General features: G+C 70.0%; 21 protein-coding genes. 10 read left to right on the top strand and 11 right to left on the bottom strand.

Annotation, left to right across the window (positions count from 1 at the left end; genetic code table 11):
* Positions 1-66 precede the first annotated feature (66 nt).
* Positions 67-1,767, top strand: a complete 1,701-nt coding sequence (locus tag ABZ192_RS12445) for a methylmalonyl-CoA mutase family protein (protein WP_356924463.1) — start codon at positions 67-69, stop codon at positions 1,765-1,767.
* A gap of 262 nt (positions 1,768-2,029) precedes the next feature.
* Here the strand turns inward: ABZ192_RS12445 and ABZ192_RS12440 are convergent, their stop codons facing one another.
* The gene (locus ABZ192_RS12440) at positions 2,030-2,665 is read right to left on the bottom strand and encodes a TetR/AcrR family transcriptional regulator (protein ID WP_356924462.1); all 636 of its coding nucleotides are present in this window, start codon (positions 2,663-2,665) and stop codon (positions 2,030-2,032) included.
* 234 nt (positions 2,666-2,899) lie between these two features.
* On the opposite strand from ABZ192_RS12440, the gene ABZ192_RS12435 reads away from it, so the two are divergent.
* The 4 genes from ABZ192_RS12435 (at position 2,900) to ABZ192_RS12420 (ending at position 7,184) form a co-directional block, all read left to right on the top strand.
* Positions 2,900-3,877 carry a tetratricopeptide repeat protein gene (locus tag ABZ192_RS12435; RefSeq protein WP_356924461.1) on the top strand — a complete coding sequence of 326 codons (978 nt, stop codon included), beginning with the start codon at positions 2,900-2,902 and terminating at the stop codon, positions 3,875-3,877.
* 622 nt (positions 3,878-4,499) lie between these two features.
* On the top strand, positions 4,500-5,132 hold the full coding sequence (locus tag ABZ192_RS12430) for a DUF6230 family protein (protein WP_356924460.1): 633 nt from the start codon (positions 4,500-4,502) through the stop codon (positions 5,130-5,132).
* A 119-nt stretch (positions 5,133-5,251) separates the two neighbouring features.
* A complete protein-coding gene (locus ABZ192_RS12425; RefSeq protein WP_356924459.1) occupies positions 5,252-5,815 on the top strand; it encodes a DUF6114 domain-containing protein in 564 nt (187 codons plus the stop codon).
* Complete coding sequence (locus ABZ192_RS12420) at positions 5,805-7,184, top strand: hypothetical protein (RefSeq protein ID WP_356924458.1); 1,380 nt, start codon at positions 5,805-5,807, stop codon at positions 7,182-7,184. The genes ABZ192_RS12425 and ABZ192_RS12420 overlap by 11 nt, the downstream gene beginning before the upstream one ends.
* 101 nt (positions 7,185-7,285) lie before the next feature.
* Here the strand turns inward: ABZ192_RS12420 and pyk are convergent, their stop codons facing one another.
* The 3 genes from pyk to pta form a co-directional block, all read right to left on the bottom strand.
* Positions 7,286-8,713, bottom strand: a complete 1,428-nt coding sequence (gene pyk, locus ABZ192_RS12415) for a pyruvate kinase (protein ID WP_356924457.1) — start codon at positions 8,711-8,713, stop codon at positions 7,286-7,288.
* Positions 8,714-8,787: 74 nt separating this feature from the next.
* A complete protein-coding gene (locus ABZ192_RS12410) occupies positions 8,788-10,002 on the bottom strand; it encodes an acetate kinase (protein ID WP_356924456.1) in 1,215 nt (404 codons plus the stop codon).
* Positions 9,999-12,101 carry a phosphate acetyltransferase gene (gene pta / locus ABZ192_RS12405; protein WP_356924455.1) on the bottom strand — a complete coding sequence of 701 codons (2,103 nt, stop codon included), beginning with the start codon at positions 12,099-12,101 and terminating at the stop codon, positions 9,999-10,001. Before pta ends, ABZ192_RS12410 begins: the two co-directional genes overlap by 4 nt.
* A gap of 235 nt (positions 12,102-12,336) precedes the next feature.
* Between pta and ABZ192_RS12400 the strand changes: the two genes are divergently transcribed.
* Complete coding sequence (locus ABZ192_RS12400) at positions 12,337-13,362, top strand: ATP-dependent 6-phosphofructokinase (RefSeq protein WP_356924454.1); 1,026 nt, start codon at positions 12,337-12,339, stop codon at positions 13,360-13,362.
* 29 nt (positions 13,363-13,391) lie between these two features.
* On the opposite strand, the gene ABZ192_RS12395 is transcribed toward ABZ192_RS12400, so the two are convergent.
* The gene (locus ABZ192_RS12395) at positions 13,392-14,084 is read right to left on the bottom strand and encodes a helix-turn-helix transcriptional regulator (protein ID WP_356924639.1); all 693 of its coding nucleotides are present in this window, start codon (positions 14,082-14,084) and stop codon (positions 13,392-13,394) included.
* Positions 14,085-14,315: 231 nt separating this feature from the next.
* Between ABZ192_RS12395 and ABZ192_RS12390 the strand changes: the two genes are divergently transcribed.
* Positions 14,316-14,798 carry a PPOX class F420-dependent oxidoreductase gene (locus ABZ192_RS12390; RefSeq protein ID WP_356924453.1) on the top strand — a complete coding sequence of 161 codons (483 nt, stop codon included), beginning with the start codon at positions 14,316-14,318 and terminating at the stop codon, positions 14,796-14,798.
* 131 nt (positions 14,799-14,929) lie between these two features.
* On the opposite strand, the gene ABZ192_RS12385 is transcribed toward ABZ192_RS12390, so the two are convergent.
* Positions 14,930-15,352, bottom strand: a complete 423-nt coding sequence (locus ABZ192_RS12385) for a hypothetical protein (protein ID WP_356924452.1) — start codon at positions 15,350-15,352, stop codon at positions 14,930-14,932.
* A gap of 199 nt (positions 15,353-15,551) precedes the next feature.
* On the opposite strand from ABZ192_RS12385, the gene ABZ192_RS12380 reads away from it, so the two are divergent.
* Both ABZ192_RS12380 and ABZ192_RS12375 read left to right on the top strand, forming a co-directional pair.
* On the top strand, positions 15,552-16,889 hold the full coding sequence (locus tag ABZ192_RS12380; RefSeq protein ID WP_356924451.1) for a gluconate:H+ symporter: 1,338 nt from the start codon (positions 15,552-15,554) through the stop codon (positions 16,887-16,889).
* Between the two features lie 45 nt (positions 16,890-16,934).
* A complete protein-coding gene (locus ABZ192_RS12375) occupies positions 16,935-18,272 on the top strand; it encodes an enolase C-terminal domain-like protein (protein ID WP_356924450.1) in 1,338 nt (445 codons plus the stop codon).
* Positions 18,273-18,632: 360 nt separating this feature from the next.
* Here the strand turns inward: ABZ192_RS12375 and ABZ192_RS12370 are convergent, their stop codons facing one another.
* The 5 genes from ABZ192_RS12370 to ABZ192_RS12350 form a co-directional block, all read right to left on the bottom strand.
* Positions 18,633-19,472 carry a carbohydrate ABC transporter permease gene (locus ABZ192_RS12370; protein ID WP_356924449.1) on the bottom strand — a complete coding sequence of 280 codons (840 nt, stop codon included), beginning with the start codon at positions 19,470-19,472 and terminating at the stop codon, positions 18,633-18,635.
* Between the two features lie 5 nt (positions 19,473-19,477).
* Positions 19,478-20,407 (bottom strand): sugar ABC transporter permease, encoded by a 930-nt coding sequence (locus ABZ192_RS12365; protein ID WP_356924448.1) that lies wholly within the window; start codon positions 20,405-20,407, stop codon positions 19,478-19,480.
* A 17-nt stretch (positions 20,408-20,424) separates the two neighbouring features.
* Entirely contained in the window at positions 20,425-21,792 is a 1,368-nt protein-coding gene (locus ABZ192_RS12360) for an extracellular solute-binding protein (protein ID WP_356924447.1), read from the bottom strand.
* Positions 21,793-21,924: 132 nt separating this feature from the next.
* On the bottom strand, positions 21,925-22,620 hold the full coding sequence (locus ABZ192_RS12355) for a response regulator (protein ID WP_356924446.1): 696 nt from the start codon (positions 22,618-22,620) through the stop codon (positions 21,925-21,927).
* Entirely contained in the window at positions 22,617-24,305 is a 1,689-nt protein-coding gene (locus ABZ192_RS12350) for a sensor histidine kinase (RefSeq protein ID WP_356924445.1), read from the bottom strand. The genes ABZ192_RS12355 and ABZ192_RS12350 overlap by 4 nt, the downstream gene beginning before the upstream one ends.
* A gap of 177 nt (positions 24,306-24,482) precedes the next feature.
* Here ABZ192_RS12350 and ABZ192_RS12345 point away from each other — a divergent pair, with 177 nt between their 5' ends.
* Complete coding sequence (locus ABZ192_RS12345; protein ID WP_356924444.1) at positions 24,483-25,877, top strand: cation:dicarboxylase symporter family transporter; 1,395 nt, start codon at positions 24,483-24,485, stop codon at positions 25,875-25,877.
* The last annotated feature ends 47 nt before the right edge of the window (positions 25,878-25,924 follow it).

Below are 25,924 nucleotides of genomic sequence, written 5' to 3'. Positions count from 1 at the left end.
CGTACGGACGAACGTACGGCGGTCTGCCATCGACATTTACTTGGACGTCCTAGTAAATTCGATGGTATGGACGCTGACGCCATCGAGGAAGGCCGCCGCCGCTGGCAGGCCCGGTACGACGCGGCGCGCAAGCGCGACGCCGACTTCACCACGCTCTCGGGCGATCCCGTGGAGCCGGTGTACGGACCCCGGCCAGGTGACAGGTACGAGGGATTCGAGCGGATCGGCTGGCCCGGGGAGTACCCCTTCACTCGCGGTCTGTACGCGACCGGCTACCGGGGGCGTACGTGGACCATCCGGCAGTTCGCCGGGTTCGGCAACGCCGAGCAGACCAACGAGCGCTACAAGATGATCCTCCGCAACGGCGGGGGCGGGCTCTCGGTCGCCTTCGACATGCCGACGCTCATGGGCCGCGACTCCGACGACCCGCGCTCGCTGGGCGAGGTCGGGCACTGCGGGGTCGCGATCGACTCGGCGGCCGACATGGAGGTCCTGTTCAAGGACATCCCGCTGGGTGACGTGACGACGTCCATGACCATCAGCGGACCTGCCGTGCCCGTCTTCTGCATGTACCTGGTCGCCGCCGAGCGGCAGGGCGTCGACCCGTCCGTCCTGAACGGCACGCTCCAGACGGACATCTTCAAGGAGTACATCGCCCAGAAGGAGTGGCTGTTCCAGCCGGAGCCGCACCTGCGGCTGATCGGCGACCTGATGGAGCACTGCGCGGCCGGCATCCCCGCCTACAAGCCGCTGTCCGTCTCCGGCTACCACATCCGCGAGGCCGGGTCGACGGCCTCGCAGGAACTGGCGTACACGCTGGCGGACGGCTTCGGGTACGTGGAGCTGGGGCTGTCGCGGGGTCTGGACGTCGACGTCTTCGCGCCCGGTCTGTCCTTCTTCTTCGACGCGCACGTCGACTTCTTCGAGGAGATCGCGAAGTTCCGGGCGGCCCGGCGGATCTGGGCCCGCTGGATGCGGGACGTGTACGGCGCGCGGTCCGAGAAGGCCCAGTGGCTGCGCTTCCACACGCAGACGGCGGGCGTCTCCCTCACCGCGCAGCAGCCGTACAACAACGTCGTACGGACGGCCGTGGAGGCGCTGGCGGCCGTGCTCGGCGGGACCAACTCGCTGCACACCAACGCCCTCGACGAGACCCTCGCGCTGCCCAGCGAGCAGGCGGCGGAGATCGCCCTGCGCACGCAGCAGGTGCTGATGGAGGAGACCGGCGTCGCCAACGTGGCGGATCCGCTGGGCGGTTCCTGGTACGTCGAGCAGCTGACGGACCGGATCGAGGCCGACGCCGAGAAGATCTTCGAACAGATAAGGGAGCGGGGGCTGCGGGCGCACCCCGACGGACAGCACCCGATCGGGCCGATCACCTCCGGGATCCTGCGGGGCATCGAGGACGGCTGGTTCACCGGCGAGATCGCGGAGTCGGCGTTCCGGTACCAGCAGGCGCTGGAGAAGGGCGACAAGAAGGTCGTCGGGGTGAACGTCCACACCGGCTCGGTGACCGGGGACCTGGAGATCCTGCGGGTCAGCCACGAGGTGGAGCGGGAGCAGGTCCGGGTGCTCGCGGAGCGGAAGGCCGGGCGGGACGACGCCCGGGTCCGTGCGGCGCTCGACGGCATGGTCGCCGCGGCGCGGTCGGACGCGAACATGATCGAGCCGATGCTGGAGGCGGTCCGCGCCGAGGCGACGCTCGGCGAGATCTGCGGGGTGCTGCGGGACGAGTGGGGGGTGTACACCGAGCCGGCCGGCTTCTGAGGCTCACTCATCGGTCGCTGACGACAGGAGGCCCTCCGTGGAGCCCATCACGGCAGGACTGCTCGTGCTTCGCCGCCGCGCTGGAGATGTGGCGGCGGCGGGCGGACGCGGAGGTCGCGTCAGGGTCCGGGGACGTGCGCAACGAGATCTCCGGCGGCACGCAGGGCACGGTGATCCAGGGCCGGGACATCCACGGCGGCGTCACCTTCGGTGGCGGTTCCTCCTGAGCGGCCCGCACGCCGGCGCCGCGGGCCGGCAGGTCTCAGCCGGCGGCCGTGTGCGCGGCTCCTGCCGCCAGTCCCCGGAGCAGCACCAGGGTGAAGCCGCGGACCCACTCCTCGTCGACCGGCTGCCCGCTCACCAGCGTGCGGTGGACCACCGCGCCCGCCACCATGTCGAAGATCAGGTCCGCGGTGCGGGACGCCGTGGCGGGGTCCGGTTCGGGCGGGAGCTCGCCTCTTTCCTGGGCTCGGGACCTGCCCTCCACGACCAGGCGCTTCTGGCGGTCGACCACCGAGGCGCGGATGCGTTCGCGCAGGGCGTCGTCGCGGGTGGCCTCCGCGACCACCGCCATCAGGCCGCTCTTCGCCTCCGGGCGGGCCAGGATGGCGGCGAACTGGAGGACGACGCCCTCGATGTCCGCGGCCAGTGAGCCGCTGTCCGGGAGCTCCAGTTCGTCGAAGAGCTCCGCGACCGCGTCGACGACCAGTTCGTTCTTGCCCGCCCAGCGGCGGTACAGCGTCGTTTTCGCAACCCCGGCGCGCGTCGCGACGTCTCCCAAAGTGAGCTTGGACCAGCCCAGTTCGACCAGCGCCGCCCGCGTCGCGGCCAGGATCGCGGCGTCCGCCGTGGCGCTGCGCGGGCGCCCGGTGCGGCTGACTGGGCTGCGACTCGGCATGACATGACCATAAACCGGCGTTTCCCGTGCGGCCGTGAGGGAGATCACCGGGGGGTGGTGTTCCGGCGGCGGGGTGGGGCATTACGCTACGACTCGTAGCGAAAGCTCGTGAGGGACGTACACGGGCTCGAGCGACCTGGCGTGGGGTGGGGACCCGGCGCCGAAGGGCACCCGACCGGCCCGGCTTTCACACCGTTTTTCACATGCGCGCGCAGTACGGGGGAGGATAGACGCATGCAGCCACGGAACATGTCCATGAGCGGAGTCGTCGACCTCGCCGCGGTGAAGGCGGCCCAGGAGGCCAAGGCGAAGGCGGAGCAGGCGCGTGCGCAAGCCGCCCGGGAGGGTGGCACGGGGGCGATCTCCCCGGCCGATCTCGTCATCGACGTCGACGAGGCGGGATTCGAGAGGGACGTCCTCCAGCGGTCCGCCGAGGTGCCCGTCGTCATCGACTTCTGGGCCGAGTGGTGTCAGCCCTGCAAGCAGCTGAGCCCGGTCCTGGAGCGGCTGGCCGTCGAGTACAACGGCCGCTTCCTGCTCGCCAAGATCGACGTCGACGCCAACCAGATGCTGATGCAGCAGTTCGGCATCCAGGGGATCCCGGCGGTGTTCGCGGTCGTCGCGGGGCAGGCGCTGCCGCTCTTCCAGGGGGCCGCGGGCGAGGCGCAGATCCGGCAGACGCTGGACCAGCTGGTGCAGGTCGCCGAGCAGCGCTTCGGCCTGACCGGTCTCGCCGTCGACCCCGAGGCCGAGCCGGGCGGTGGCGCCCAGGCGGCGCCCGAGCGGCCGGCCGGCCCTTACGACGCGCTCCTCGAAGCCGCCGTGCAGGCGCTGGATTCGGGCGACCTGAGCGGTGCCGTCCAGGCCTACAAGAACGTACTGAGCGAGGACCCGGGCAACGAGGAGGCCAAACTGGGCCTCGCCCAGGCCGAGTTGCTCCAGCGCGTGCAGGGCGTCGATCCGCAGCAGGTGCGCCGGGACGCGGCCGAGAAGCCGGCCGACGTGCAGGCGCAGATCGCCGCCGCCGACCTGGATCTGGTGGGCGGCCATGTGGAGGACGCCTTCGGCCGTCTCATCGAAACGGTGGGGCGTACGGTGGGTGACGACCGGGACACCGTACGGATGCGGCTGCTGGAGCTGTTCGAGGTGGTCGGACCCGAGGATCCGCGCGTGATCGCGGCCCGCAGGGCCCTGGCCCGGGCCCTGTTCTGACCAGTCGTTAAACACGCGGGCCTGTGGCGCCCATGTGAAAGATTTGCCGACAGAGCGTCACCGCGGCCGCGCTTTACCAAAACTTGGTAATCGCGGCCGCTGTTACTACGAGTAAGTCATGGGCGCTGATCTGTCGGTTTCTGTCCAGCGATCAACAGCTTTGTACCACCGTTCGGCACCACCCTGTGTCGTCGTCCGAGACCGGGGGGTCGTTGTTCGGTTATCCCGCCGTTACTAGCCAGTAACGAACCCCCTTGTGCGGGCGGCGAGAATGCACCACGATCGGCCACGCTCGGTCCATTCCCGTACCCCGGCAGCCGGTTGGGTCGCGGGACGTCCTGGGTCCCCACCGAGCAGAGCCGGCGGCAGTGGCGCCGGCTCTTGGACAGGGGGGTCTTCGCCCACCCGGCGAAGCCTGTCCAGCAGGGTTGTGCGTGATGCGTGTCAGGCGCGACCAGTGGTTGTCGCTCGGGGGTGATCGCCGGTGATTCGGGCGCTAGTTGCGCCGCCGAGTGCAGGCGCTCTCCTTCCCGAGGACGTAGCACTTCTCCCATCCCTGCACGGCTGAGCCGCGATTCGGGGCGAGCCAGGTCAGGAGATGTACGTCCGAGAAGGAGGAAATATGGAGTCCCAGGTGCGTGGCGGGACCAGATGGAAGCGGTTCGCTGTGGTGATGGTGCCCAGCGTCGCCGCCACGGCTGCGATAGGTGTCGCCCTCGCGCAGGGCGCTCTCGCCGCGTCGTTCAGTGTCTCCGGGCAGTCGTTCAAGGTCACGACCGACCAGCTCGTCGGTACGGGCTTCTCGCAGTACGGCGCCCTCGACGAGGGTTACACGATGGACGGCAAGAAGGCCGTCCACCCGGTCGCCGTCTCGTCGTTCAAGCAGGCGACGATCAAGAACCTGTGCCAGTCGGTCGTCACCCCGAACATTCCGGTGCTCGGGAACGTCAGCCTGATCCTGCGCGCGGGTCAGGGTGCGAAGCCGGTGGAGGCCCAGAACCTCTACATCGACGTCGCCGACCTCAGTGCCGACGCGACGTTCGAGAACATCGACATCGGTGTGGCCGCCAAGGACGCCAACAAGGGTCCGGCCATGAGGAAGGGCGAGACGGCGAACCCGTACGGCTTCGCCCAGCAGGCCGACAAGGCGACCCTGTCCGACGTGAAGCAGACGGCGTGGGCGACCACCGCCGGAACCTTCAAGCTCAGCGGCCTGAAGATGTCGCTGTCGACGGGTGTCAAGGAGTGCTACTAAGCACTCGATGACGGGCGGGGGAGCCGGTGGCGCCCCCGCCCGTCCACCTCTCCGGCCGGGCCTTCACGGACGGCCCACATCACCACCACAGCAACGCCGTACCAGGGAGCTGTTTTTCCATGAGCGCCGAGACCCCTGCCGCAGACGGCCAGTTCACTCTCCGGAGGCAGCAGTTCCGCGCCTGGCGGGGTACGCGGCCGTTCTGGGCCGGGCTGTTCGTCCTGCTCAGCGGACTGCCCATCGCCTACTTCCCGTACGCGAACCTCCAGATCGGTCACCTGACGCTGGCGATGGCGACCACCGCGGGTGCCGGTTCCCTGATCATCGGCGTGCTGCTCGTCGTGCTGGGCGTCAGTCTCTGGTTCCAGAAGCACGTCCGCGTCTTCGCGGGTGTCGCGGCGATCCTGCTGGCGCTGGTGTCCATCCCCGTGTCCAACCTCGGCGGCTTCCTCATCGGCTTCCTCCTCGCCCTCGTGGGCGGGGCGATGGCCGTGGCCTGGGCGCCGGGCCCGGCGCCGGCGGGGCAGCTCGCCGGCCACGCGACGACGGGCACGGGCGAGGCTCCCGGCGGCACGGACCACGACACCACGGTGCTGCGGCCCGTGGACGGGGTGGGCGAGCCGAACGATCTGTCAGGAACGAACCCGGCCAACGGGGCGAACGGGAGGCACAGTGCCGGCTGACGAGGTGACCCACGGGACTGATGTGGAGGCGTCCCGTGTGAGAACCGGGCCGCGCCACGCGGCACCCAAGAAGCCGCTGTTCACCAGGTTCAACAGGCCCGCGGGCAAGGCGATAGCCATGGCCGCGATGCCGACGGCGGTCCTCATGGGCATGGGCTTCACATCCACGCTCGCCATCGCCGACAGCGACACCCCGGCGACGCCGACGTCGAAGAGCCTGACGGCCGACGAGTACAAGGACTGCGTGGCGGCCCTGGAGGACGCCAAGAACCCCAAGGACGACGACTCCGCCTCGCCGACGCCGTCCCCCTCGGCGAGCGACGGCTCGAAGGACGACGACGCCGGCAAGGACGAGACGGCTCCCACGCCGTCCCCCTCGTCCGGCGGGGGCGGCACGGGCGCGGACAAGGACGACTCCTCTTCGTCGGATTCAGGTTCCGGCGACGAGGCCGCGCCAAAGCCGAGCCCGTCCACCAGCGCGTCCGCCGAGGACGACTCGGCCGCCACCCCGTCCCCGTCGCCGTCCGAGAGCGGCGGCAACCTGCTGGAGGACATCGGCGACGCCATCGGGGGCATCTTCAACGGCGGGAACAAGGCCGGCGCGAGCCCGAGCCCCACCCCGTCCGCCTCCGCGTCCGAGAACACCGGCACCACGGGCGACGACGCCGCCGGCACGGTGAAGGACACGGCCGAGAAGGCCGCCGGCACGGCCGAGGACACCGTCAAGGACACCACCGACAAGGCGTCCGAGACGGCACAGGACACCGGCAAGGCCGTCGACAAGGCGGCGGAGCGAGCCGGGAAGGTGGCCCAGGAGGCCGGGAAGGCGGCCGAGGAGGCCGGGCAGGCCACCGCCTCGCCCAGCCCGTCCCCGAGCTCCTCCACGGACGCCGAGGACTGCCCGGCCGCCACGGACGCCGAGGGCGGCGTCGACAACAAGGTGCCGCTGCCGGACGACCCGTGGTTCCTCAACGCCAGCTCGCTGACGCTGAAGGGCGCCGACTACAAGGGCGTCGTCGAGGTGCGCACCGCCAACGGCACCGTCAAGAAGGTCCTGAAGTACGTCATCTCCGGCGGCACCGACATCGGCGACCTCCACCAGACGGTCAAGGACAAGCAGTCGGGCAAGACCTACCACGTGCAGGCGGCCAAGGGCTCGACGTCCACGATCCGCGACGGCGACACGGTGATGTACACCGAGAGCATCTCCGGCAACCTGCTCGGACTGATCCCGATCACGTTCGACCCGGAGCACCCGCCGCCGCTGAACATCCCGCTGATCTACTTCACCAACGTGAAGGTCCAGCAGGCCGGCCAGTTCGGCGGGACGCTCCACGTGCCCGGGCTGCACAACTACATCACCGACTGAGCGCCTCTCAAGGCCCGTTCGGGAGCCGCACACACTGAGGGCGCCCCCTGGAATCCAGGGGGCGCCCTCAGTGCCGTACACGGGCCCTCAGGCCCTTTCAGTCAGCTCTTGACGGCGCCCAGGTGGTGGACGCGCACCATGTTGGTGGTGCCGGGGACACCGGGGGGCGAGCCGGCCGTGATGACCACGATGTCGCCCTCGTTGAAGCGGTTCAGCTTCACCATCTCCTGGTCCACCAGGTCGACCATCTCGTCGGTGCTGTTCACGAACGGCACGACGTGCGGCTCCACACCCCAGCTGAGCGCCAGCTGGTTGCGGGTGGACTCGTCCGTGGTGAAGGCGATGATCGGCTGGACGGCGCGGTAGCGGCACAGCCGGCGTGCGGTGTCACCGGACTGGGTGAAGGCCACCAGGCCCCGGCCGCCGAGGAAGTCGGCGATCTCGCAGGCCGCACGGGCCACCGAACCGCCCTGCGTACGCGGCTTCTTGCCCGGGACGAGCGGCTGCAGGCCCTTGGACATCAGCTCCTGCTCGGCCGCGGTGACGATCTTCGACATCGTCTTGACGGTCTCGATCGGGTACGCGCCCACGCTCGACTCGGCGGACAGCATCACCGCGTCGGCGCCGTCCAGGATCGCGTTGGCCACGTCGGAGGCCTCGGCGCGGGTCGGACGGGAGTTGGTGATCATCGACTCCATCATCTGGGTCGCCACGATCACCGGCTTGGCGTTGCGCCGGCACAGCTCGATCAGGCGCTTCTGCACCATGGGGACCTTCTCGAGCGGGTACTCGACGGCGAGGTCACCACGGGCGACCATCACGCCGTCGAACGCCATCACGACGTCCTCCATGTTCTGCACCGCCTGCGGCTTCTCCACCTTGGCGATGACCGGGACGCGGCGGCCCTCCTCGTCCATGATGCGGTGCACGTCCTGGACGTCCTTGGCGTCCCGGACGAACGACAGCGCGACCAGGTCGCAGCCCATGCGGAGCGCGAAGCGGAGGTCCTCGACGTCCTTCTCGCTCAGCGCGGGCACGTTGACGGCCGCGCCGGGCAGGTTGATGCCCTTGTGGTCGGAGATGACGCCGCCCTCGATGACGATCGTCTTCACCCGGTGGCCCTCGACCTCGGTGACCTTCAGCTCGACGTTGCCGTCGTTGATGAGGACCTGGTCGCCCTTGGTCACGTCGCCGGGCAGGCCCTTGTAGGTCGTCCCGCAGATCGTCTTGTCGCCGGGGACGTCCTCGGTGGTGATGGTGAACTCGTCACCGCGGACCAGCTCCACGGGACCCTCGGCGAAGGTCTCCAGACGGATCTTGGGGCCCTGGAGGTCGGCGAGGACCCCGATGGCCCGGCCGGTCTCCTTGGCGGCGGCACGGACCCGGTCGTACCGGCCCTGGTGCTCGGCGTGCGAGCCGTGGCTGAAGTTGAAGCGGGCCACGTTCATGCCGGCTTCGATCAACGCGACAAGCTGCTCGTGGGAGTCGACCGCGGGGCCGAGAGTACAGACGATTTTCGAACGGCGCATGGGGGCGATCCTATCGGTTTGTTTCGCAACGGAATATTCCGTCTGGCGGAAAATACAAAAGGGCGGGATGCCGCTCAGGTGTGATTCCCCGAACCAATTACCAGCGCGTAGGTCTGTGTCGCGATCTCCAATTCCTCGTCAGTAGGGACCACCGCCACCGCGACCCGGGCGCCCTCGGGCGAGATCAGCCGCGCCTCGTCGCCGCGTACGGCGTTGCGCTCGCCGTCCACCGCGAGGCCCAGCTCCTCCAGGCCCGCCAGGGCGGCCTCCCGCACGGGCGCGGCGTTCTCGCCGACGCCGGCGGTGAAGACCACCGCGTCCACCCGTCCGAGTACGGCGTAATAGGCGCCGATGTACTTCTTCAGACGGTGAATGTAGATGTCGAACGCCAGCTCCGCCTGCTCGTCGCCCTCGTCGACGCGGCGGCGGATCTCCCTCATGTCGTTGTCGCCGCACAGTCCGACCAGACCGCTCTTCTTGTTGAGAAGAGTGTCGATCTCGTCGGCGGACATTCCACCAACACGCATCAAATGGAAGATGACGGCCGGGTCCATGTCTCCCGACCGCGTACCCATCACGAGCCCCTCCAAGGGCGTCAGTCCCATGGAGGTGTCCACGCAGCGACCGCCCCTGACGGCCGAGGCCGATGCCCCGTTGCCCAGGTGCAGCACGATCACGTTCGTCTCGGCGGGGTCCTTGCCGAGCAGTTCGGCGGTGGCCCGGGAGACGTACGCGTGGGACGTGCCGTGGAAGCCGTAGCGCCGGATGCGGTGCTCGTCGGCCGTCTTGACGTCGATCGCGTAGCGGGCGGCCGACTCGGGCATCGTGGTGTGGAAGGCGGTGTCGAAGACCGCGACCTGCGGCAGGTCCGGGCGCAGGGACTGCGCCGTGCGGATGCCGGTGAGGTTGGCCGGGTTGTGCAGCGGGGCGACCGGGATGAGCCGCTCGATCTCGGCGAGCACGGCGTCGTCGATCACGGTCGGCTCGGTGAAGGACTTGCCGCCGTGCACCACCCGGTGCCCGATCGCGGCCAGTTCGGGCGAGTCCAGGCCGAGGCCGTCCTTGGCGAGCTCCTCGGCGACGGCCTTCAGGGCGGCGTCGTGGTCGGCGATCGCCCCGCCGCGCTCCCGGCTCTCGCCGCCGGCCGGGGTGTGCTTCAGCCGGGAGGTCTGCTCGCCGATGCGCTCGACCAGACCCACCGCCAGCCGGCTGTTGCCGCGCATGTCGAGCAGCTGGTACTTCACCGACGACGAGCCGGAGTTGAGGACGAGGACGCGGGTGGCACTCACTGGGCGGTTGCCTTCTCGTTCGGGGACGGGGCGGGGGTCTGGGCCTGGATCGCCGTGATGGCGACCGTGTTGACGATGTCCTGGACGAGGGCGCCCCGGGACAGGTCGTTGACCGGCTTGCGCAGGCCCTGCAGCACCGGGCCGACGGCGATCGCGCCGGCCGAGCGCTGCACGGCCTTGTAGGTGTTGTTGCCGGTGTTCAGGTCGGGGAAGATCAGCACGCTCGCCTGCCCGGCGACCTCGGAGCCGGGCAGCTTGGTCGCCGCGACCGACGGCTCCACGGCGGCGTCGTACTGGATCGGGCCCTCGATCCTCAGGTCGGGCCGGCGCGTGCGCACCAGCTCGGTGGCCTCGCGGACCTTGTCGACGTCGGCGCCCGAGCCGGAGGTCCCCGTGGAGTACGACAGCATGGCGATCCGCGGCTCCACGCCGAACTGCTCGGCCGTGGTCGCCGACTGGATGGCGATGTCGGCGAGCTGCTGGGCGTTCGGGTCCGGGTTGACCGCGCAGTCGCCGTAGACGAGGACCTTGTCGGCCAGGCACATGAAGAACACCGACGAGACGATGTCGGCGTCCGGCTTGGTCTTGATGATCTCGAAGGCCGGGCGGATGGTCGCGGCCGTGGAGTGCACCGAGCCGGACACCATGCCGTCGGCGAGGCCCTCCTGCACCATCAGCGTGCCGAAGTAGTTCACGTCCGAGACCACGTCGTACGCCAGCTCCACGGTGACGCCCCGGTGGGCCCGCAGGGCCGCGTACTTCTCGGCGAAGGCGTCGCGCAGGTCGGAGGTGGCCGGGTCGATCAGCTGGGACTCGCCGAGGTCGATGCCGAGGTCGGCGGCCTTCTTGCGGATCTGGTCGACCGGGCCGAGCAGGGTCAGCTCGCACACGCCCCGGCGCAGCAGCACCTCGGCGGCGTGCAGCACGCGCTCCTCGGTGCCCTCGGGCAGGACGACCCGGCGCAGGTCGGAGCGGGCCTGCTCCAGCAGCTTGTGCTCGAACATCATCGGTGTCACGCGGTCGCTGCTCGGGGCGGAGACGCGTCGGGCGAGGTCGGCGGTGTCGGCGTACCGCTCGAACAGGCCGAGCGCCCGCTCCGCCTTGCGCGGGGTGGCCGCGTTGAGCTTGCCCTCCAGGGAGAACAGCTGCTCGGCGGTGGGGAAGCTGGTGCCGGCCACCGACAGCACCGGGGTACCGGGCGCGAGCCGGTCGGCGAGCGTGAGGATGTGGCCGGCGGGCACCTCGTCCAGGGTGAGCAGCACGCCCGCTATCGGCGGGGTGCCGGCGCTGTGCGCGGCGAGCGCGCCGACGACCAGGTCGGCCCGGTCGCCCGGGGTGACGACGAGGCAGCCCGGGGTCAGGGCGCCCAGGAAGTTCGGCAGCATCGCGCCGCCGAAGACGAAGCCGAGCACGTCCCGGGCCAGGCCCGAGTCGTCGCCGAGGACCACCTTGGCGCCGAGGGTGTGGCCGATCTGCGAGACGGTCGGGGCGGACAGCGCGGGCTCGTCGGGCAGGACGTAACAGGGCACGGGGAGCCGGGAGTCGAGCTGGCCGGCGATCTCGTCGCGGTCCTCGCGGGCCACCCGGTTGGTGACCATGGCCAGGACGTCGCAGCCCAGCGTGTCGTAGGCGCGGTAGGCGTTGCGCGTCTCGGCGAGCACCGACTCGACGGTCTGCTTGCGGCCGCCCACGACCGGGATCACGGACGCGCCGAACTCGTTCGCCAGCCGGGCGTTGAGCGACAGCTCGTCCGGGAGCTGTGTGCCGGCGTAGTCGGTGCCGAGGACCAGGACCACGTCGAAGTCGCGGGCGACCAGGTGGAAGCGGTCGACGAGCGTGGACACCAGCTCGTCCGTGCCGGCCTCGGCCTGGAGGGCGGACGCCTCGTGGTAGTCCATGCCGTAGACGGTTGCCGGGTCCTGGGCGAGCCGGTAGCGGGCGCGCAGCAGCTCGAAGAGGCGGTCGGGCCCGTCGTGGACCAGGGGGCGGAACACACCGACCCGGTCCACCTGCCGGGTGAGGAGCTCCATGACCCCCAGTTCGACGACCTGGCGGCCGTCGCCGCGGTCGATGCCGGTCACGTACACGCTGCGGGTCACGCGCGCTCTCCGTTTCGTCTCGAATGGGGGTACACATCAAGCGGTACACATCAAGCCAACGGCTATCCAGCCACGGGCACAAAAATCGCCCACCGAGGTGAGCAGAACCCTCTTGACAATACCTCCGCCGATAGATAAGGCGCCCGTCAGCCTCGGGGTGCGACGCCGGGCTGGGGAGCGTGAAACAATCGGCAGAGGCTCACCGGTATCAACAGCGAGCAGGAGACACAGCACGATGCGTATCGGAGTTCTCACCGCAGGCGGCGACTGCCCCGGCCTGAACGCCGTGATCCGGTCGGTCGTGCACCGGGCGGTCGACAATTACGGCGACGAGGTCATCGGCTTCGAGGACGGTTACTCGGGCCTGCTGGACGGCCGCTACCGCGCCCTCGACCTGAACGCGGTCAGCGGCATCCTGGCCCGCGGCGGCACGATCCTCGGGTCGTCCCGGCTGGAGCGCGACCGGCTCCGAGAGGCCTGCGAGAACGCCTCCGACATGATCCACGAGTTCGGCATCGACGCGCTGATCCCGATCGGCGGCGAGGGCACGCTGACGGCGGCCCGCATGCTGTCCGACGCGGGTCTGCCGGTGGTCGGCGTCCCGAAGACGATCGACAACGACATCTCGTCGACCGACCGCACCTTCGGCTTCGACACGGCGGTCGGCGTCGCCACCGAGGCGATGGACCGTCTGAAGACCACCGCCGAGTCCCACCAGCGGGTGATGGTGGTGGAGGTCATGGGACGCCACGCGGGCTGGATCGCGCTGGAGTCCGGCATGGCGGCCGGTGCGCACGGGATCTGTCTGCCGGAGCGGCCGTTCGACCCCGCCGACCTCGTGAAGATGGTCGAGGAGCGCTTCGCCCGCGGCAAGAAGTTCGCGGTCGTCTGCGTCGCCGAGGGCGCCCACCCCGCCGACGGCACCATGGACTACGGCAAGGGCGCCATAGACAAGTTCGGCCACGAGCGGTTCCAGGGCATCGGCACGGCACTCGCCCACGAGCTGGAGCGACGGCTCGGCAAGGAGGCCAAGCCGGTCATTCTCGGCCACGTCCAGCGCGGCGGCTCACCCACCGCGTACGACCGCGTGCTCGCCACGCGGTTCGGCTGGCACGCGGTGGAGGCCGCGCACCAGGGGCAGTTCGGCAGGATGACCGCGCTGCGCGGGACGGACATCGTGATGGTGCCGCTCGCGGAGGCCGTGACCGAGCTGAAGACGGTCCCGAAGGACCGCATGGACGAGGCCGAGTCGGTCTTCTAGAGCGGCCGGCCGGCCGGATCGGGGCCGGGCTAGGCCGGGCTCTTCTGGATCCGCGTCCAGAAGTGCTCGACGATCCGGTCGAGGAAGTCCCGTGCCGCGTCGCCGGCGTCGCTGCTGCCGCCGCCCCAGCTCAGGGTGGCGGCCATGTGCCCCTGGTAGTCCTGGTGCAGCCCCTGGAGGGCGCCTTCCAGGAAGGGGCGGTCCAGGGGCACGACCTTGGCCACCGGGCGCACGTAGGCCTGCCAGCGGGTGGTGACGGCGTTGCGCAGCAGTTCGCCGAGCTTGGCGTCGCGGCCCGTGACGGTGACGAAGTCGGGCAGGCGCAGGCCGAGCAGATCGGCGAGGGCGGCGGACTGGCGGTCGGTGCCGCGCCAGGTGTCGGTCTCCTCCATCCGCAGGTAGGCGTGGAGTTCGTGTCCCACGGCGCGGGCCACGTCCTCGGGGGCGAAACCGCGGGCGATGCGGTGCTCGCGCAGGGTGCGGGGTCTGCCGATGAGTTCGCCGGGCGAGCACCACAACACCCCTGCGAGTGCGGTGAGTTCGGAGCCGGAGGGGGCCGCCGCCCCGCGTTCCCAGGCCCTGACGTGGTCCGGGGTGATGTGGGGGTGCCCGTAGGAGACGCGTATGTCGTGGGCGACGTGCTCGGGTGTCATGCCGAGGGCCGCGCGCAGCCGGCGGGCGGCGGGGGCGTTGAAGGGCGGGGGTGTCGGGGTGGCGGGCACGGAGTGGGGTGCGGGCTGGCTCGGGCGGGCTGAAGGTCGGCGCACGGGCCACAAGTTAGGGGTGCGGGGCAGTGGTGACTACGGTCTGTTCGGCCAGGATCACGGATTGTAGGAAGCTACGGCTACCGGCGGGTTCGACCGGGGCTGAAGATCGTCTGTCGGCCAGGGAGCGCGAGCGGCGAGGATGGCGCCGGGCCTGGCGAGCGTGGGCCCGGAAAGGCGGCCACTCGGATGAACGGCAAGCTCAAGGGGCATATTCGCGAGCGTCTCCTCGCGACGAACTTCTGGCATCTCGCGACGGTGGGTGCGGACGGTGCGCCCCAGGTGTCGCCCATGTGGGCGGACATCGAAGGGGAGTACGTCATGGTCAACACGTCCGTCGGGCGGGTGAAGGAAGAGAACCTGCGGCGCAATCCGTACGTTTCGCTGTCCCATCACGACCCCTCCAACCCGTACGACCGGGCCGAGATCCGGGGGAAGGTCGTCCGGTTCGTGGAGGGCGAGGAGGCGGAGCGGGCGATGGACCGGCTCGCGCGGAAGTACCTCGGGGAGGACCGGTATCCATGGCTGCTGCCCGGGGAGCGCCGGGTGATGCTGCTGATCGAGCCGACGCGGGTGCGGAGGCTGGAGGGTGTGGAGCCGTTCCGGGCGGGGGTCCTGCCGGACGGGACGGCCGAGGCGGCCGACGGGGCGGCCGACGGGGCGGCCGGCTGAGGGGCGCAGTGCGCGGCTGGGCGGGTGGCGGTGCCGGGGCGCTGTGCCCGGGCGGCCGGGCGCCCGCAGGGTCGTGGGGGCGGGTCGGACAGGTCCGGCCCGCCCCCCTCGCTCGCGGTGCCGCGGCTGCTCTACTCGCCAAGTGACGCCGCGATACGGACGGCGGTCTTCTCGCCCGCTCGCTGTTTGATCAAGCCTTCCTTGGCGGCCGCGCGGAGCCTGACGTCCGTGCCGGCCTCCCCGCTTCTTGTCACCAGCGCGGTGACCACCACGGGATTCAGGCCGCCGAAACCACCGCCGGCGACGACTCGGATCGTTTCCTGGTCCACGCCGTGCTCGACCTGCACGGACCCGCCTGCTCGTCCGGCTCGGCCGAGCACTTCGGTGACACGCTTGACGGCATCGTCGAACGGCAAGGGCATGACGAGGCCGATCTCATGGACGTTCTTCCTCAGTGCCTTGGCGACGAGCCGGGTCGCGCGACCGCTGCCGCCGCTCGCCGCGCCCAGAGCGGCGAGCTCGGCAGCAAGGATCTCGTCCTCGCTCTGGTCCATCGCCCCCACCCCTTCGGTCATGTGAGCCGGCTTCACGCCGCGGACATCTCTGCTGTCCTGCGCGCGGCTCATCGTAGGCCCGCGCGAATCCGTGATCACCCGGCCATTGACCCGGCACGTTCACCCACTTAGCCTCCATCTTCATACGTGGACGCCGTCTGCATATAGGGATGGGACACCGGTTCAAAGGGGAACTGCCTTGCCTCTGCTCGTAGTCGGGATCAGCGTTCTGGTTCTGCTCCTGCTCATGACCAGGCTGAAACTGAACGGCTTCGCGGCCCTGCTGCTCGTGGCGGTCGGGGTCGCACTCGTCCAGGGGATTCCGGTGGCGACCATCCCGGACGTCCTCTCCGAGGGCATCGGGGACCAGATCGGCGACACCATGCTGACGATCGGACTCGGTGCCATGGTCGGCCGGGTGATGGGGGACGCGGGCGCCGCGCAGCGGATAGCCGGCAAGCTCCTCGACGCGTTCGGACCGCGCTGGGTCCAGGTCGCCATGGTGGTCACGTCCATGCTGATCGGCGTGACCATGTTCTACGAGGTCGCGTTCGTCATCATCGTGCCCATCGCGTTCACCCTGGTCAGGGTCACCGGCGCGAAGCTGCTGTGGGTCGGGCTGCCGATGTCCATCGCCCTGTCCACCATGCACAGCTTCCTCCCGCCGCACCCCGGCCCCACCGCCGTCGCCGCGACCTTCCACGCCTCCGTCGGACTCACGCTGTTCTACGGCCTGTTCGTCGCCGTGCCCGCCGGTGCGCTGATCGCCCTGACCTGGCCCCGTCTTCCGTTCGTCGCGCGGTTGACGCCGGCCATCCCCAAGGGTCTGGTCAGCGAGCGCGAGTTCACCGACGAGGAGATGCCGGGCCTCGGCTGGTCGCTGGTCGTGGCGATGTTCCCCGTCGTGCTGATCGTGGCCGCGGCCGTGACCGACATGGCCGCCTCGGGCGACAGCCCGTTCCTGCACTTCGTCGCCTTCGTCGGGTCGGCGCCGATCGCCCTGCTGCTGACCCTGTGTCTGGCGGTGTGGGCGTTCGGGCCGCGGATCGGGCGCAGCCTGAGCGACGTCGGTGCCTCCTGCGGCTCGGCGGCCCAGGCGATGGCGATGATCCTGCTGGTGATCGGCGCGGGCGGGGCCTTCAAGAACGTCCTCGTCGAGGGCGGGATCTCCGATTACATCAAGGACGTCACCGACGGCTGGTCCATCTCGCCGATCGTCCTCGCCTGGCTCGTCGCCGTCATCCTGCGCATCGCGCTGGGCTCGGCCACGGTCGCCGTCGTCACGGCCTCCGGGGTGGCGCTGCCGCTGCTGGCGGGCAGCGGGGTGCACCCGGAGGTCATGGTGCTCGCCGTCGCCTGCGGCTCCATCGCCTTCTCCCACGTCAACGACCCCGGGTTCTGGCTGTTCAAGGAGTACTTCAACCTGTCCGTCGTCGAGGCGATCAAGGTCCGTACGTCCTATACGACCGTGCTCGCCGTGCTCGGGCTGGGCGGGGTGCTCGTCGTGGAGCGGGTCCTCGACGTCTTGAGTCTGTGAACCGTGTGCCGGTCCGTGAATTTGGTTTCTGAGAAAGGACATGTGATGAGCAGCAGGCAGCAGCCGACCGTCACGGGGTTCTCCGTCTACCCCGTGGCGGGCCGGGACAGCATGGAGCTGAACCTCTCCGGCGCGCACGGTCCGTACTTCACCCGCAATGTCGTCGTCCTCACCGACTCCGAGGGGCGGACCGGGCTGGGGGAGGTGCCCGGCGGGGAGAAGATCACGCAGACGCTCCGGGACGCCGAGTCGCTGGTCGTCGGGGCGAAGGTGGGCGACTACAAGCGGGTGCTGCGCGAGATCGGTGAGCGGTTCGCCGACCGGGACGCCGGGGGGCGGGGCGCCCAGACCTTCGACCTGCGGACCACGGTCCATACGGTGACCGCGGTCGAGTCGGCGCTGCTCGATCTTCTCGGGCAGCATCTGGACGTGCCGGTGGCTGCGCTGCTGGGTGACGGGCAGCAGCGGGACTCCGTGCGGGTGCTGGGGTACCTCTTCTACGTCGGTGACCCGGACCGGACGGATCTGGAGTACGTCCGCGAGCCCGACTCGTCCGTCGAGTGGTACCGGGTGCGGCACGAGGAGGCGCTGTCGCCGGAGGCGATCGTGCGGCAGGCGGAGGCGGCCTACGAGCACTACGGGTTCCGGGACTTCAAGCTCAAGGGGGGTGTGCTGGCGGGGGCCGAGGAGGTCGCGGCGGTGCGTGCGCTCAAGCGGCGGTTTCCGGAGGCCCGGATCACCCTCGACCCGAACGGGGCGTGGTCCCTGCGCGAGGCGGTGGAGCTGTGCCGGCCGCTGGTCGGCACGCTGGCGTACGCCGAGGATCCCTGCGGGGCGGAGGGCGGTTACTCCGGGCGGGAGATCCTCGCGGAGTTCCGGCGGGCCACGGGTTTGCCCACGGCGACGAACATGATCGCGACGGACTGGCGTCAGATGGCCCATGCGCTGGCACTCCAGTCGGTCTCCATTCCGCTGGCCGACCCGCACTTCTGGACCATGCAGGGGTCGGTGCGGGTGGCGCAGTTGTGCAACGCGATGGGGCTGACGTGGGGGTGCCACTCCAACAACCACTTCGACATCTCGCTGGCGATGGTGACGCACTGCGGGGCGGCGGCGCCGGGGGAGTACAACGCGCTGGACACGCACTGGATCTGGCAGGAAGGGCTGGAGCAGTTGACTGTCTCCCCGCCCCGCATCGTGGCCGGGGAGATCGCCGTCCCGGACGCGCCGGGGCTGGGTGTCGAACTCGACATGGACCGGCTGCTGGCGGCGCACGAGCTGTACCGGGAGAAGGGGGTGGGGGCGCGGGACGATGCGGTGGGGATGCGGTATCTGGTGCCGGGGTGGGAGTTCGACGGCAAGCGGCCGTGTCTGGTGCGGTGATCGCCGGGTGGTGCGGGTGCCTGCGGCGGCCTGCCCCTGGTTCGGTGGGGGTGCGCGTAGCGCCTACCGGGGTGCGGTGGGTCGGGGCCGCGCCGGGGGGTGTCCGTCCTCGGAACGGCGCGATGGGGTTGCGTACCGACTCGCTGTCCGTTGACGCGCCAACCGCTGCGGGCGGACACCCCCGACAGGTCCCCTTCCGTGCGTACGCGGGTGCGGGTGGGTCTCGCCTCAGCTGCGGGCAGTCGTGCCTCCCCCGGTGCCTTAAGGGCCTGGGAGGTGCCCCCAGGGCGGCACGGGTGGGCGCAGCGGCACCTCGTCGCGCCGAGCCGCGCACCCACCCGGCCGCGGGGTGAACGCCGGTCAGCCCTTCACCGCCCCTCCCAGTGCGAAGCCCCCTCCCAGGCGCCGGGCGATCAGGACGTACAGAAGGATCACCGGGGTCGAGTAGACGACCGAGAACGCCGCCAGTTGCCCGTACGCCACCATCCCCCGGTTTCCGAAGAAGTCGTTGATGCTGACGGACGCCGGCATCTGGTCGGGGGTGAGCAGGAGCATGAAGGGGACGAAGAAGTTGCCCCACATCATGACGAAGGAGAAGACCGTCACGACGGCCACGCCCGGGCCCATCAGGGGTAGCACGATGCGGAGCAGGGACTGGAGGGACGACGCCCCGTCGGTCCAGGCCGCCTCCTCCAGTTCCTTCGGAACGCCGTCCATGAAGTTCTTCATCAGCCAGATGGCGTACGGCAGTTGGGACGCGGCGAAGAAGAAGATCGTGCCCTGCATGGTGTCGATGAGGTCCACTCGGACGAAGAGCGCGTAGACCGGGACCATGATCGCCGTGATGGGCAGGCTCGTCGCGAAGAGGATCGTGAGGAGGAACGGGCGGTTGAAGCGGGAGCGGAAGCGGGAGAGTGGGTAGGCGGCCAGGGCCGCGCAGATCACCGTGAGCGCCGTCGCGCTGCCGCACAGGATCAGGCTGTTGAGGAGGGGGGTGAAGGTGATCTCGGGGGTGAGGATCGCGTCGAAGTTGTCCAGGGTGAGGCCGTCGGGTGTCTTGACCCGGAGGTCGGCGTGAGGGTCCAGGGAGGACAGGACGACCCAGGCGAGGGGGAGGACGAAGGCCGCGGCGAGCACCAGGAGGCCCGCGTCCGCGGCCAGGCGGCGGGCCGTGCGGCGGGAGGCGAGGGTGACGGCCATGACGGTCAGACCTCCGTCCGGAGCAGGCGCAGGTAGACGAGGGAGAAGAGGGAGCCGACCAGGAGGAGCAGCAGGGCCACCGCCGTGCCGTAGCCGATCAGGCTGTTCTGGAAGGCCTGCTCGTACATGAAGAGGGGGAGTGTCTGGCTCTTGCCGCCCGGACCGCCTCTCGTCATCACCCAGATCAGGCCGAAGACCGAGAGGGTCTGCAGGGTGTTGAGCATCAGGTTCGTGGCGATGGAGCGGCGGATCATGGGCAGGGTGATGTGCCACATGCGGCGCCAGCCCCCGGCCCCGTCCACCTCGGCGGCCTCGGTGATCTCCTGGGGGATCTCGTTGAGCGCGGCCGAGTAGACCAGCATCGAGAAGGCCGTGCCCCTCCAGACGTTGGCGAAGGACACCGCCAGGATCGGCAGGGTGAACAGCCAGTTCTGGGAGGGCAGGTGGAGCCAGTCCAGGAGGGCGTTCAGGGTGCCCTCGCGGCGGAAGAAGGCGTAGAGGAGGAAACCGGCGACGACCTCCGGCAGGACCCACGCCGTGACGACGATGCCGCCGGTGAGCGTGCGGACCGGTTTCGACGCGCGCTGCATCAGCGCCGCCAGGGCGAGACCCAGCGTGTTCTGCCCGACGAGGGACGACAGGACCGTGAACACCAGGGTCAGCCATACGGCGTTGAGGAACGCCTCGTCCCGGACGGCCCGGGTGAAGTTCTCGAAGCCGACGAACGAGTCCTCGGCCTGGCCGGTGAGCTGGAGGTCGGTGAAGGCGATGGAGACGCAGTAGGCGATCGGACCGGCGAGGAAGAGGAGCAGGAGGACGACGGCGGGCGTGAGGGGGAGAGCCCGGACGAGTGCACCCGGGCCCCGCCGGTGGCGGCGGGGGGCCGTGGGGCCGGGCGCTTTGCCGAGGCCGGTGTGCGGTGCTGTGGTGGTCATCGGGGCGCACCCGTCGCCTATCGCTCGACGACCTGGCTGTCCGTGGCGTCCTTCAGGGCGTCCACGTAGTTCTCCGCCGCCTCGTCCACCGACATGTCGCCCGTCGTCACGCCCTCCATGGCCTCCTGGATGGCCGTGGAGACCTTGGGGTAGGCCGGGTAGGCGGGGCGGTAGTGGGTGTGCCGGACCAGGTCGGTGAAGAACTTGGTGCCGGGCTGGGCGGTGGCGTACGCGGGGTCCTTCGCCACGTCCTCGCGGACCGCGATGCCGGAGTTGGCGACGTACCACTTCCGTGCGTTGGTCTTGGTCTGCATCGTCTTGATGAACTCGAAGGCCAGGTCCGGGTTGCCGGCCTTGGCCGGGATCGACCAGGTCCAGCCGCCGGACATGCTCACCTTGCCGGGCGCCTGGCCGTTCTGGGTCGGCATGGCGGCCAGGCCCAGCTTCTTCGACCACTCGGGCCACTCGTGGCCGCTGCCGGGCAGCCAGTCCTGCGGCAGCCAGGAACCGTCGAGGGCGATGCCGAGCTTGCCCTGCGGGAGCCACTCGCCGCGGACCCGGGTCATGACGTTCGGGTCGAGCGCGTCGGAGACCTCCGGGCCCAGCTTCTCCTTGTAGACCGTCTCGACGAAGGCGAGAGCGTCCTCGAAGCCCTGGCCGCCGGCGATCCACTTCTTCGCGTTCTTGTCGTACAGGGGGTCCGTGCTGCCGTCGTTCGTGCCGTAGAGCAGCATCTCGAAGGTCTGCATGGTGGCCGCCTCGCCGACCGGCTTGCCCGTGTAGACGTTGAGCGGGATGACGCCGGGGACCTTCTGTTTGATGGTGCGGGCCGCGGTCAGGACGTCCTTCCAGGACTTCGGCTGCCAGTCGGCGGGCAGGCCGGCCTTGGCGAAGATGCCCTTGTCGAACCAGAGTCCGCGGGTGTCGGTGCCGTCGGGGACGCCGTACGTCTTGCCGTCCTCGCCCTTGGCCGCCGCCTTCGCCGTGTCGATGAAGCGGTTCCAGTCCGGCCACTTGGCGAGGTAGGGGTCGAGGGGCTCGAGGTAGCCGCTGGTGATGTCCGAGTTGATGAGGAACGTGTCCTCGTAGACCAGGTCGGGCGCGGTCTTGGGGGAGCGGAGCATCTGCTGGAGCTTGGTGTAGTACTCCGAGTCCGGGGCCTTGATCGGGACGAGTTCGACCTTCTTGCCCGGGTGGGCCTTCTCGAACTGCTGCTTGATGTCCGCGAGATACGTGTCCATCACCTTGATGGAGTTGTCCGTGGACTGTTTGAAGGAGACCTTCACGGTGTCGGGATCGCTGCCGGAACCGCCACCGCAGGCGGTGAGGGTGGTCGCGGCGAGGGCCAGGGCGAGGAGAGGTGTGAAAGCGGCGGTGGGGCGCACGGCACGAACCTCCTACGGACGCACTTCGTTGTGGCCGGGACGGCTGCGTGGTGAACCTAAGTTGAGTGGTCTAGTCAGGTCAATGCGTGTGCGCGGGTTCGATCGTGGGCATCGGGAGCTGACGACCCGTCACTAGCCGGTGACCCAGCGGTACTGCAGCTCCGGGCGGCCCACCGTGCCGTACTGCGGGCGGCGGGCCGCGCGGCCCGCGTCCACCAGGTGTTCCAGGTAACGGCGGGCCGTGATGCGGGAGATGCCCACCGTCTCCGCCACACCGGCGGCCGTGAGGCCCTCCGCGCTGTCGCGCAGGGCCACCGTCACCCGCTCCAGCGTCGGTGCGCTCAACCCCTTCGGCAGGGCGGCCGGGCCCGGGGCGCGCAGGGCGGCCAGCGCCCGGTCGACCTCGTCCTGGCCGCTCGCCTCGCCGACCGCGGCGTGGAACTCGGCGTACCGCACGAGACGGTCCCGCAGGGTCGCGAAGGTGAACGGCTTCAGGACGTACTGCACGACTCCGAGCGAGACGCCCTCGCGCACGACCGCCAGATCGCGCGCCGACGTCACCGCGATCACGTCCGCGTGGTGTCCGGCCGCCCGGAGGGACCGCGCGAGGTGCAGTCCGTGCACGTCCGGCAGGTGCAGGTCGAGCAGGAGCAGGTCGACGGGGGTGCGCTCCAGGGCCCGGCGGGCCTCCGCGCCCGTGTGTGCCTTGCCCACGGCGACGAAGCCGGGGACGCGGCCGACGTACAGCACGTGCGCGTCGGCGGCGACCGGGTCGTCCTCCACGACCAGGACGCGGATGTCCCTCTCGGGCGTGCTGTCGCTCGTCATGCGTTGCCTCCAGCGCCTCTGGACACCGAGGTCCCGGCTGACACGCCCTCGGCCACCGCCCCCGACTCCCGCAGCGGCAGCCGTACCTCGAACTCCGCCCCGCCCCCCTCGGCCTCCGCCACCGACAGCGTCCCCTCGTGCCGCTGGGTCGCCTGCCGTACCAGGGCCAGTCCCAGGCCCCGGCCGCCCGGACCCGCCGGCTTGGTCGAGAAGCCGCGCTGGAAGACGGCCTCGGCGTGCTCCGGGTCCACGCCCGGGCCGGTGTCCGAGACCCGCAGCACCAGCTCCGGGGCGCCACCGAGGGCCCCGGGATCCTCGGTGTCTTGGGCGTACGCCGCCACCGTCACGCGCGCCCGCACGCTGCCCTGCGCCGCGTCCACGGCGTTGTCGATCAGGTTGCCCAGGATGGTCACCAGGTCCCGCGACGGGAGGGACTCCGGCAGCAGGCCGTCGTCCAGGCTGCTGTCCTCCGACACCATCAGTTCCACGCCCCGCTCGTTCGCCTGGGCCGTCTTGCCCAGCAGCAGTGCCGCCAGCACCGGCTCGCTCACCGCCGCCACGACCTGGTCGGTCAACGCCTGCGCCAGCTCCAGCTCGGCCGTCGCGAACTCCACCGCCTCCTCCGCCCGGCCCAGCTCGATCAGCGAGACGACCGTGTGGAGCCGGTTCGCCGCCTCGTGCGCCTGCGAGCGCAGCGCCTGTGTGAAGCCCCGCTCCGAGTCCAACTCGCCCATCAGCGACTGGAGTTCGGTGACATCACGCAAGGTGACGACCGTACCGCGCCGCTCACCGCCCGATACCGGGGACGTATTGATCACCAGGACCCGCGACGCCGTCAGATGCACCTCGTCCACCCGCGGCTCCGACGCCAGCAGCGCACCCGTCAGCGGGGCGGGCAGCCCCAGCTCCGCCACCGACCTGCCCACCACGTCCCCGGCCACGCCGAGCAACTCGCGCCCTCCGTCGTTGATCAGCGCCACACGGTACTGCCCGTCCAGCATCAGCAGCCCCTCGCGTACGGCGTGCAGGGCGGCCTGGTGGTAGTCGTGCATCCGGCTGAGCTCGGCCGCGTTCATGCCGTGGGTGTGGCGGCGCAGCCGGGCGTTGATGACGTAGGTGCCGACGGCGCCGAGGACCAGCGCGCCGGCCGCGACGCCGAGCAGAGCCGTCAGCTGGTCCGACACGCGCTGGCTGATCTCCTCGACCCGGATGCCCGCGCTGACCAGGCCGACGATCTCCTTGCCGTCCTGGATCGGGGTGACCGCGCGGACCGAGGGGCCGAGCGTGCCGGTGTAGGTCTCGGTGAAGGTCTGGCCCTTCAAGGCCTTCTCGGTGTGGCCTTGGAAGGGCTGGCCGATCCGGTCCGGGTCGGGGTGCGTCCAGCGGATGCCCCGCGGATCCATGATCGTTATGAAGTCGACCTCGGTGTCCCGCATGACCTTCAGCGCGTACGGCTGGAGCTCGGCGGTGGGGTTGGGGGTGCGGGCCGCCTGGAGCACCGAAGGGGAGTCGGCGACCGATCGCGCCACCGCCCTGGCCTGGCGCGCCGCGGCCTCTTCGGCCTGGCTGCGGTCACTGACATAAGTGAACAGCGCGTATCCGGCCACGACGACCGCTATCAGGACGGCCTGCATGGCGAAGAGCTGGCCCGCCAGACTGCGGGGACCGGGTACGGAGAAGCGCATGCCGTCAGTCTGCACCGTGGCTGATTGTGAACTAAATGAACGGAAGGGTGACCGCGCTCACAGAGCAGGACATAGTCACGGCATTCCCCAATACGCATCTCCGGGAGCCCCCGCTCCCTTTTCCCGGACGTGAGCCGCACGCCGGTGATGCCGACGACGTCGTCAAGGAGGGCCGCCGTGACCAGCGCAGCCGATACGGCACCTACCGCACCAAAAGCCAAGCGGGACCGCACGCACTATCTCTACATCGCGGTGATCATCGCGGTCGCCGCCGGTATCGCGGTGGGTCTGGCCGCACCCGACTTCGCTGTCGAGCTGAAGCCGATCGGGACCGGCTTCGTGAACCTGATCAAGATGATGATCTCGCCGATCATCTTCTGCACGATCGTGCTGGGCATCGGCTCGGTCCGGAAGGCAGCCAAGGTCGGTGCCGTCGGCGGTATCGCCCTGGGCTACTTCACGGTGATGTCGCTGGTCGCGCTGGGCATCGGCCTGGTCGTCGGCAACATCCTGGAGCCGGGCACCGGCCTCGCGGTGACCGATGCGGTCAAGGACGCCGGTCACGCCCAGATCGACCCCGAGGCCGGCAAGAGCACCACCGAGTTCCTGCTCGGCATCATCCCGACCACGATCGTCTCCGCCTTCACCAACGAGTCGGTCCTCCAGACGCTGCTGATCGCCCTGCTCGCCGGCTTCGCGCTCCAGGGCATGGGCTCGGCCGGCCAGCCGATCCTGCGCGGTATCGAGCACATCCAGCGGCTCGTCTTCCGCATCCTGGCCATGGTGATGTGGGCCGCCCCGATCGGTGCCTTCGGCGCCATCGCGGCCGTCACCGGCTCGGCGGGCGTGGACGCGCTCAAGAGCCTCGCCGTGCTGATGCTCGGCTTCTACGTCACCTGCTTCCTCTTCGTCTTCATCGTGCTCGGCATCCTGCTGCGCGTGATCTCCGGCCTGAACATCCTCACGCTGTTCAAGTACCTGGGCCGTGAGTTCCTGCTGATCCTGTCCACCTCCTCCTCCGAGTCCGCGCTGCCGCGGCTCATCGCGAAGATGGAGCACCTGGGCGTCAGCAAGCCGGTGGTCGGCATCACGGTCCCGACCGGCTACTCCTTCAACCTCGACGGCACCATGATCTACATGACCATGGCGTCCCTGTTCATCGCCGACGCCATGGGCACGCCGATGTCGATCGGCGAGCAGATCCCGCTGCTGCTGTTCCTGCTGGTCGCCTCCAAGGGCGCCGCCGGTGTCACCGGCGCGGGCCTCGCGACCCTGGCCGGTGGTCTCCAGTCGCACAAGCCGGCCCTGGTGGACGGCATCGGCCTCATCGTCGGCATCGACCGCTTCATGAGCGAGGCCCGTGCGCTGACCAACTTCGCCGGCAACGCCGTGGCCACGGTGCTGATCGGCACCTGGACGAAGGAGATCGACAAGGACCGCGTGAACCAGGTCCTCGCCGGTCAGATCCCCTTCGACGAGAAGACGCTGCTGGACGACGGCCACGGCGGTCCGGCCGAGGACCACGTCGAGGTGCCCGAGCAGGGCGGCGAGAAGGAGCTGGCGAAGGCCTGACGGCCGCGCCCCGCGAGACTCCGGGCGGCTGAGTGTCCCCCCGTCGC

Source organism: Streptomyces sp. NPDC006235 (assembly GCF_040613735.1).
Classification (GTDB): domain Bacteria; phylum Actinomycetota; class Actinomycetes; order Streptomycetales; family Streptomycetaceae; genus Streptomyces.
The sequence above is the reverse complement of the archived record's forward strand: the minus strand, read 5'-3'. Positions and strand labels throughout refer to the sequence as shown.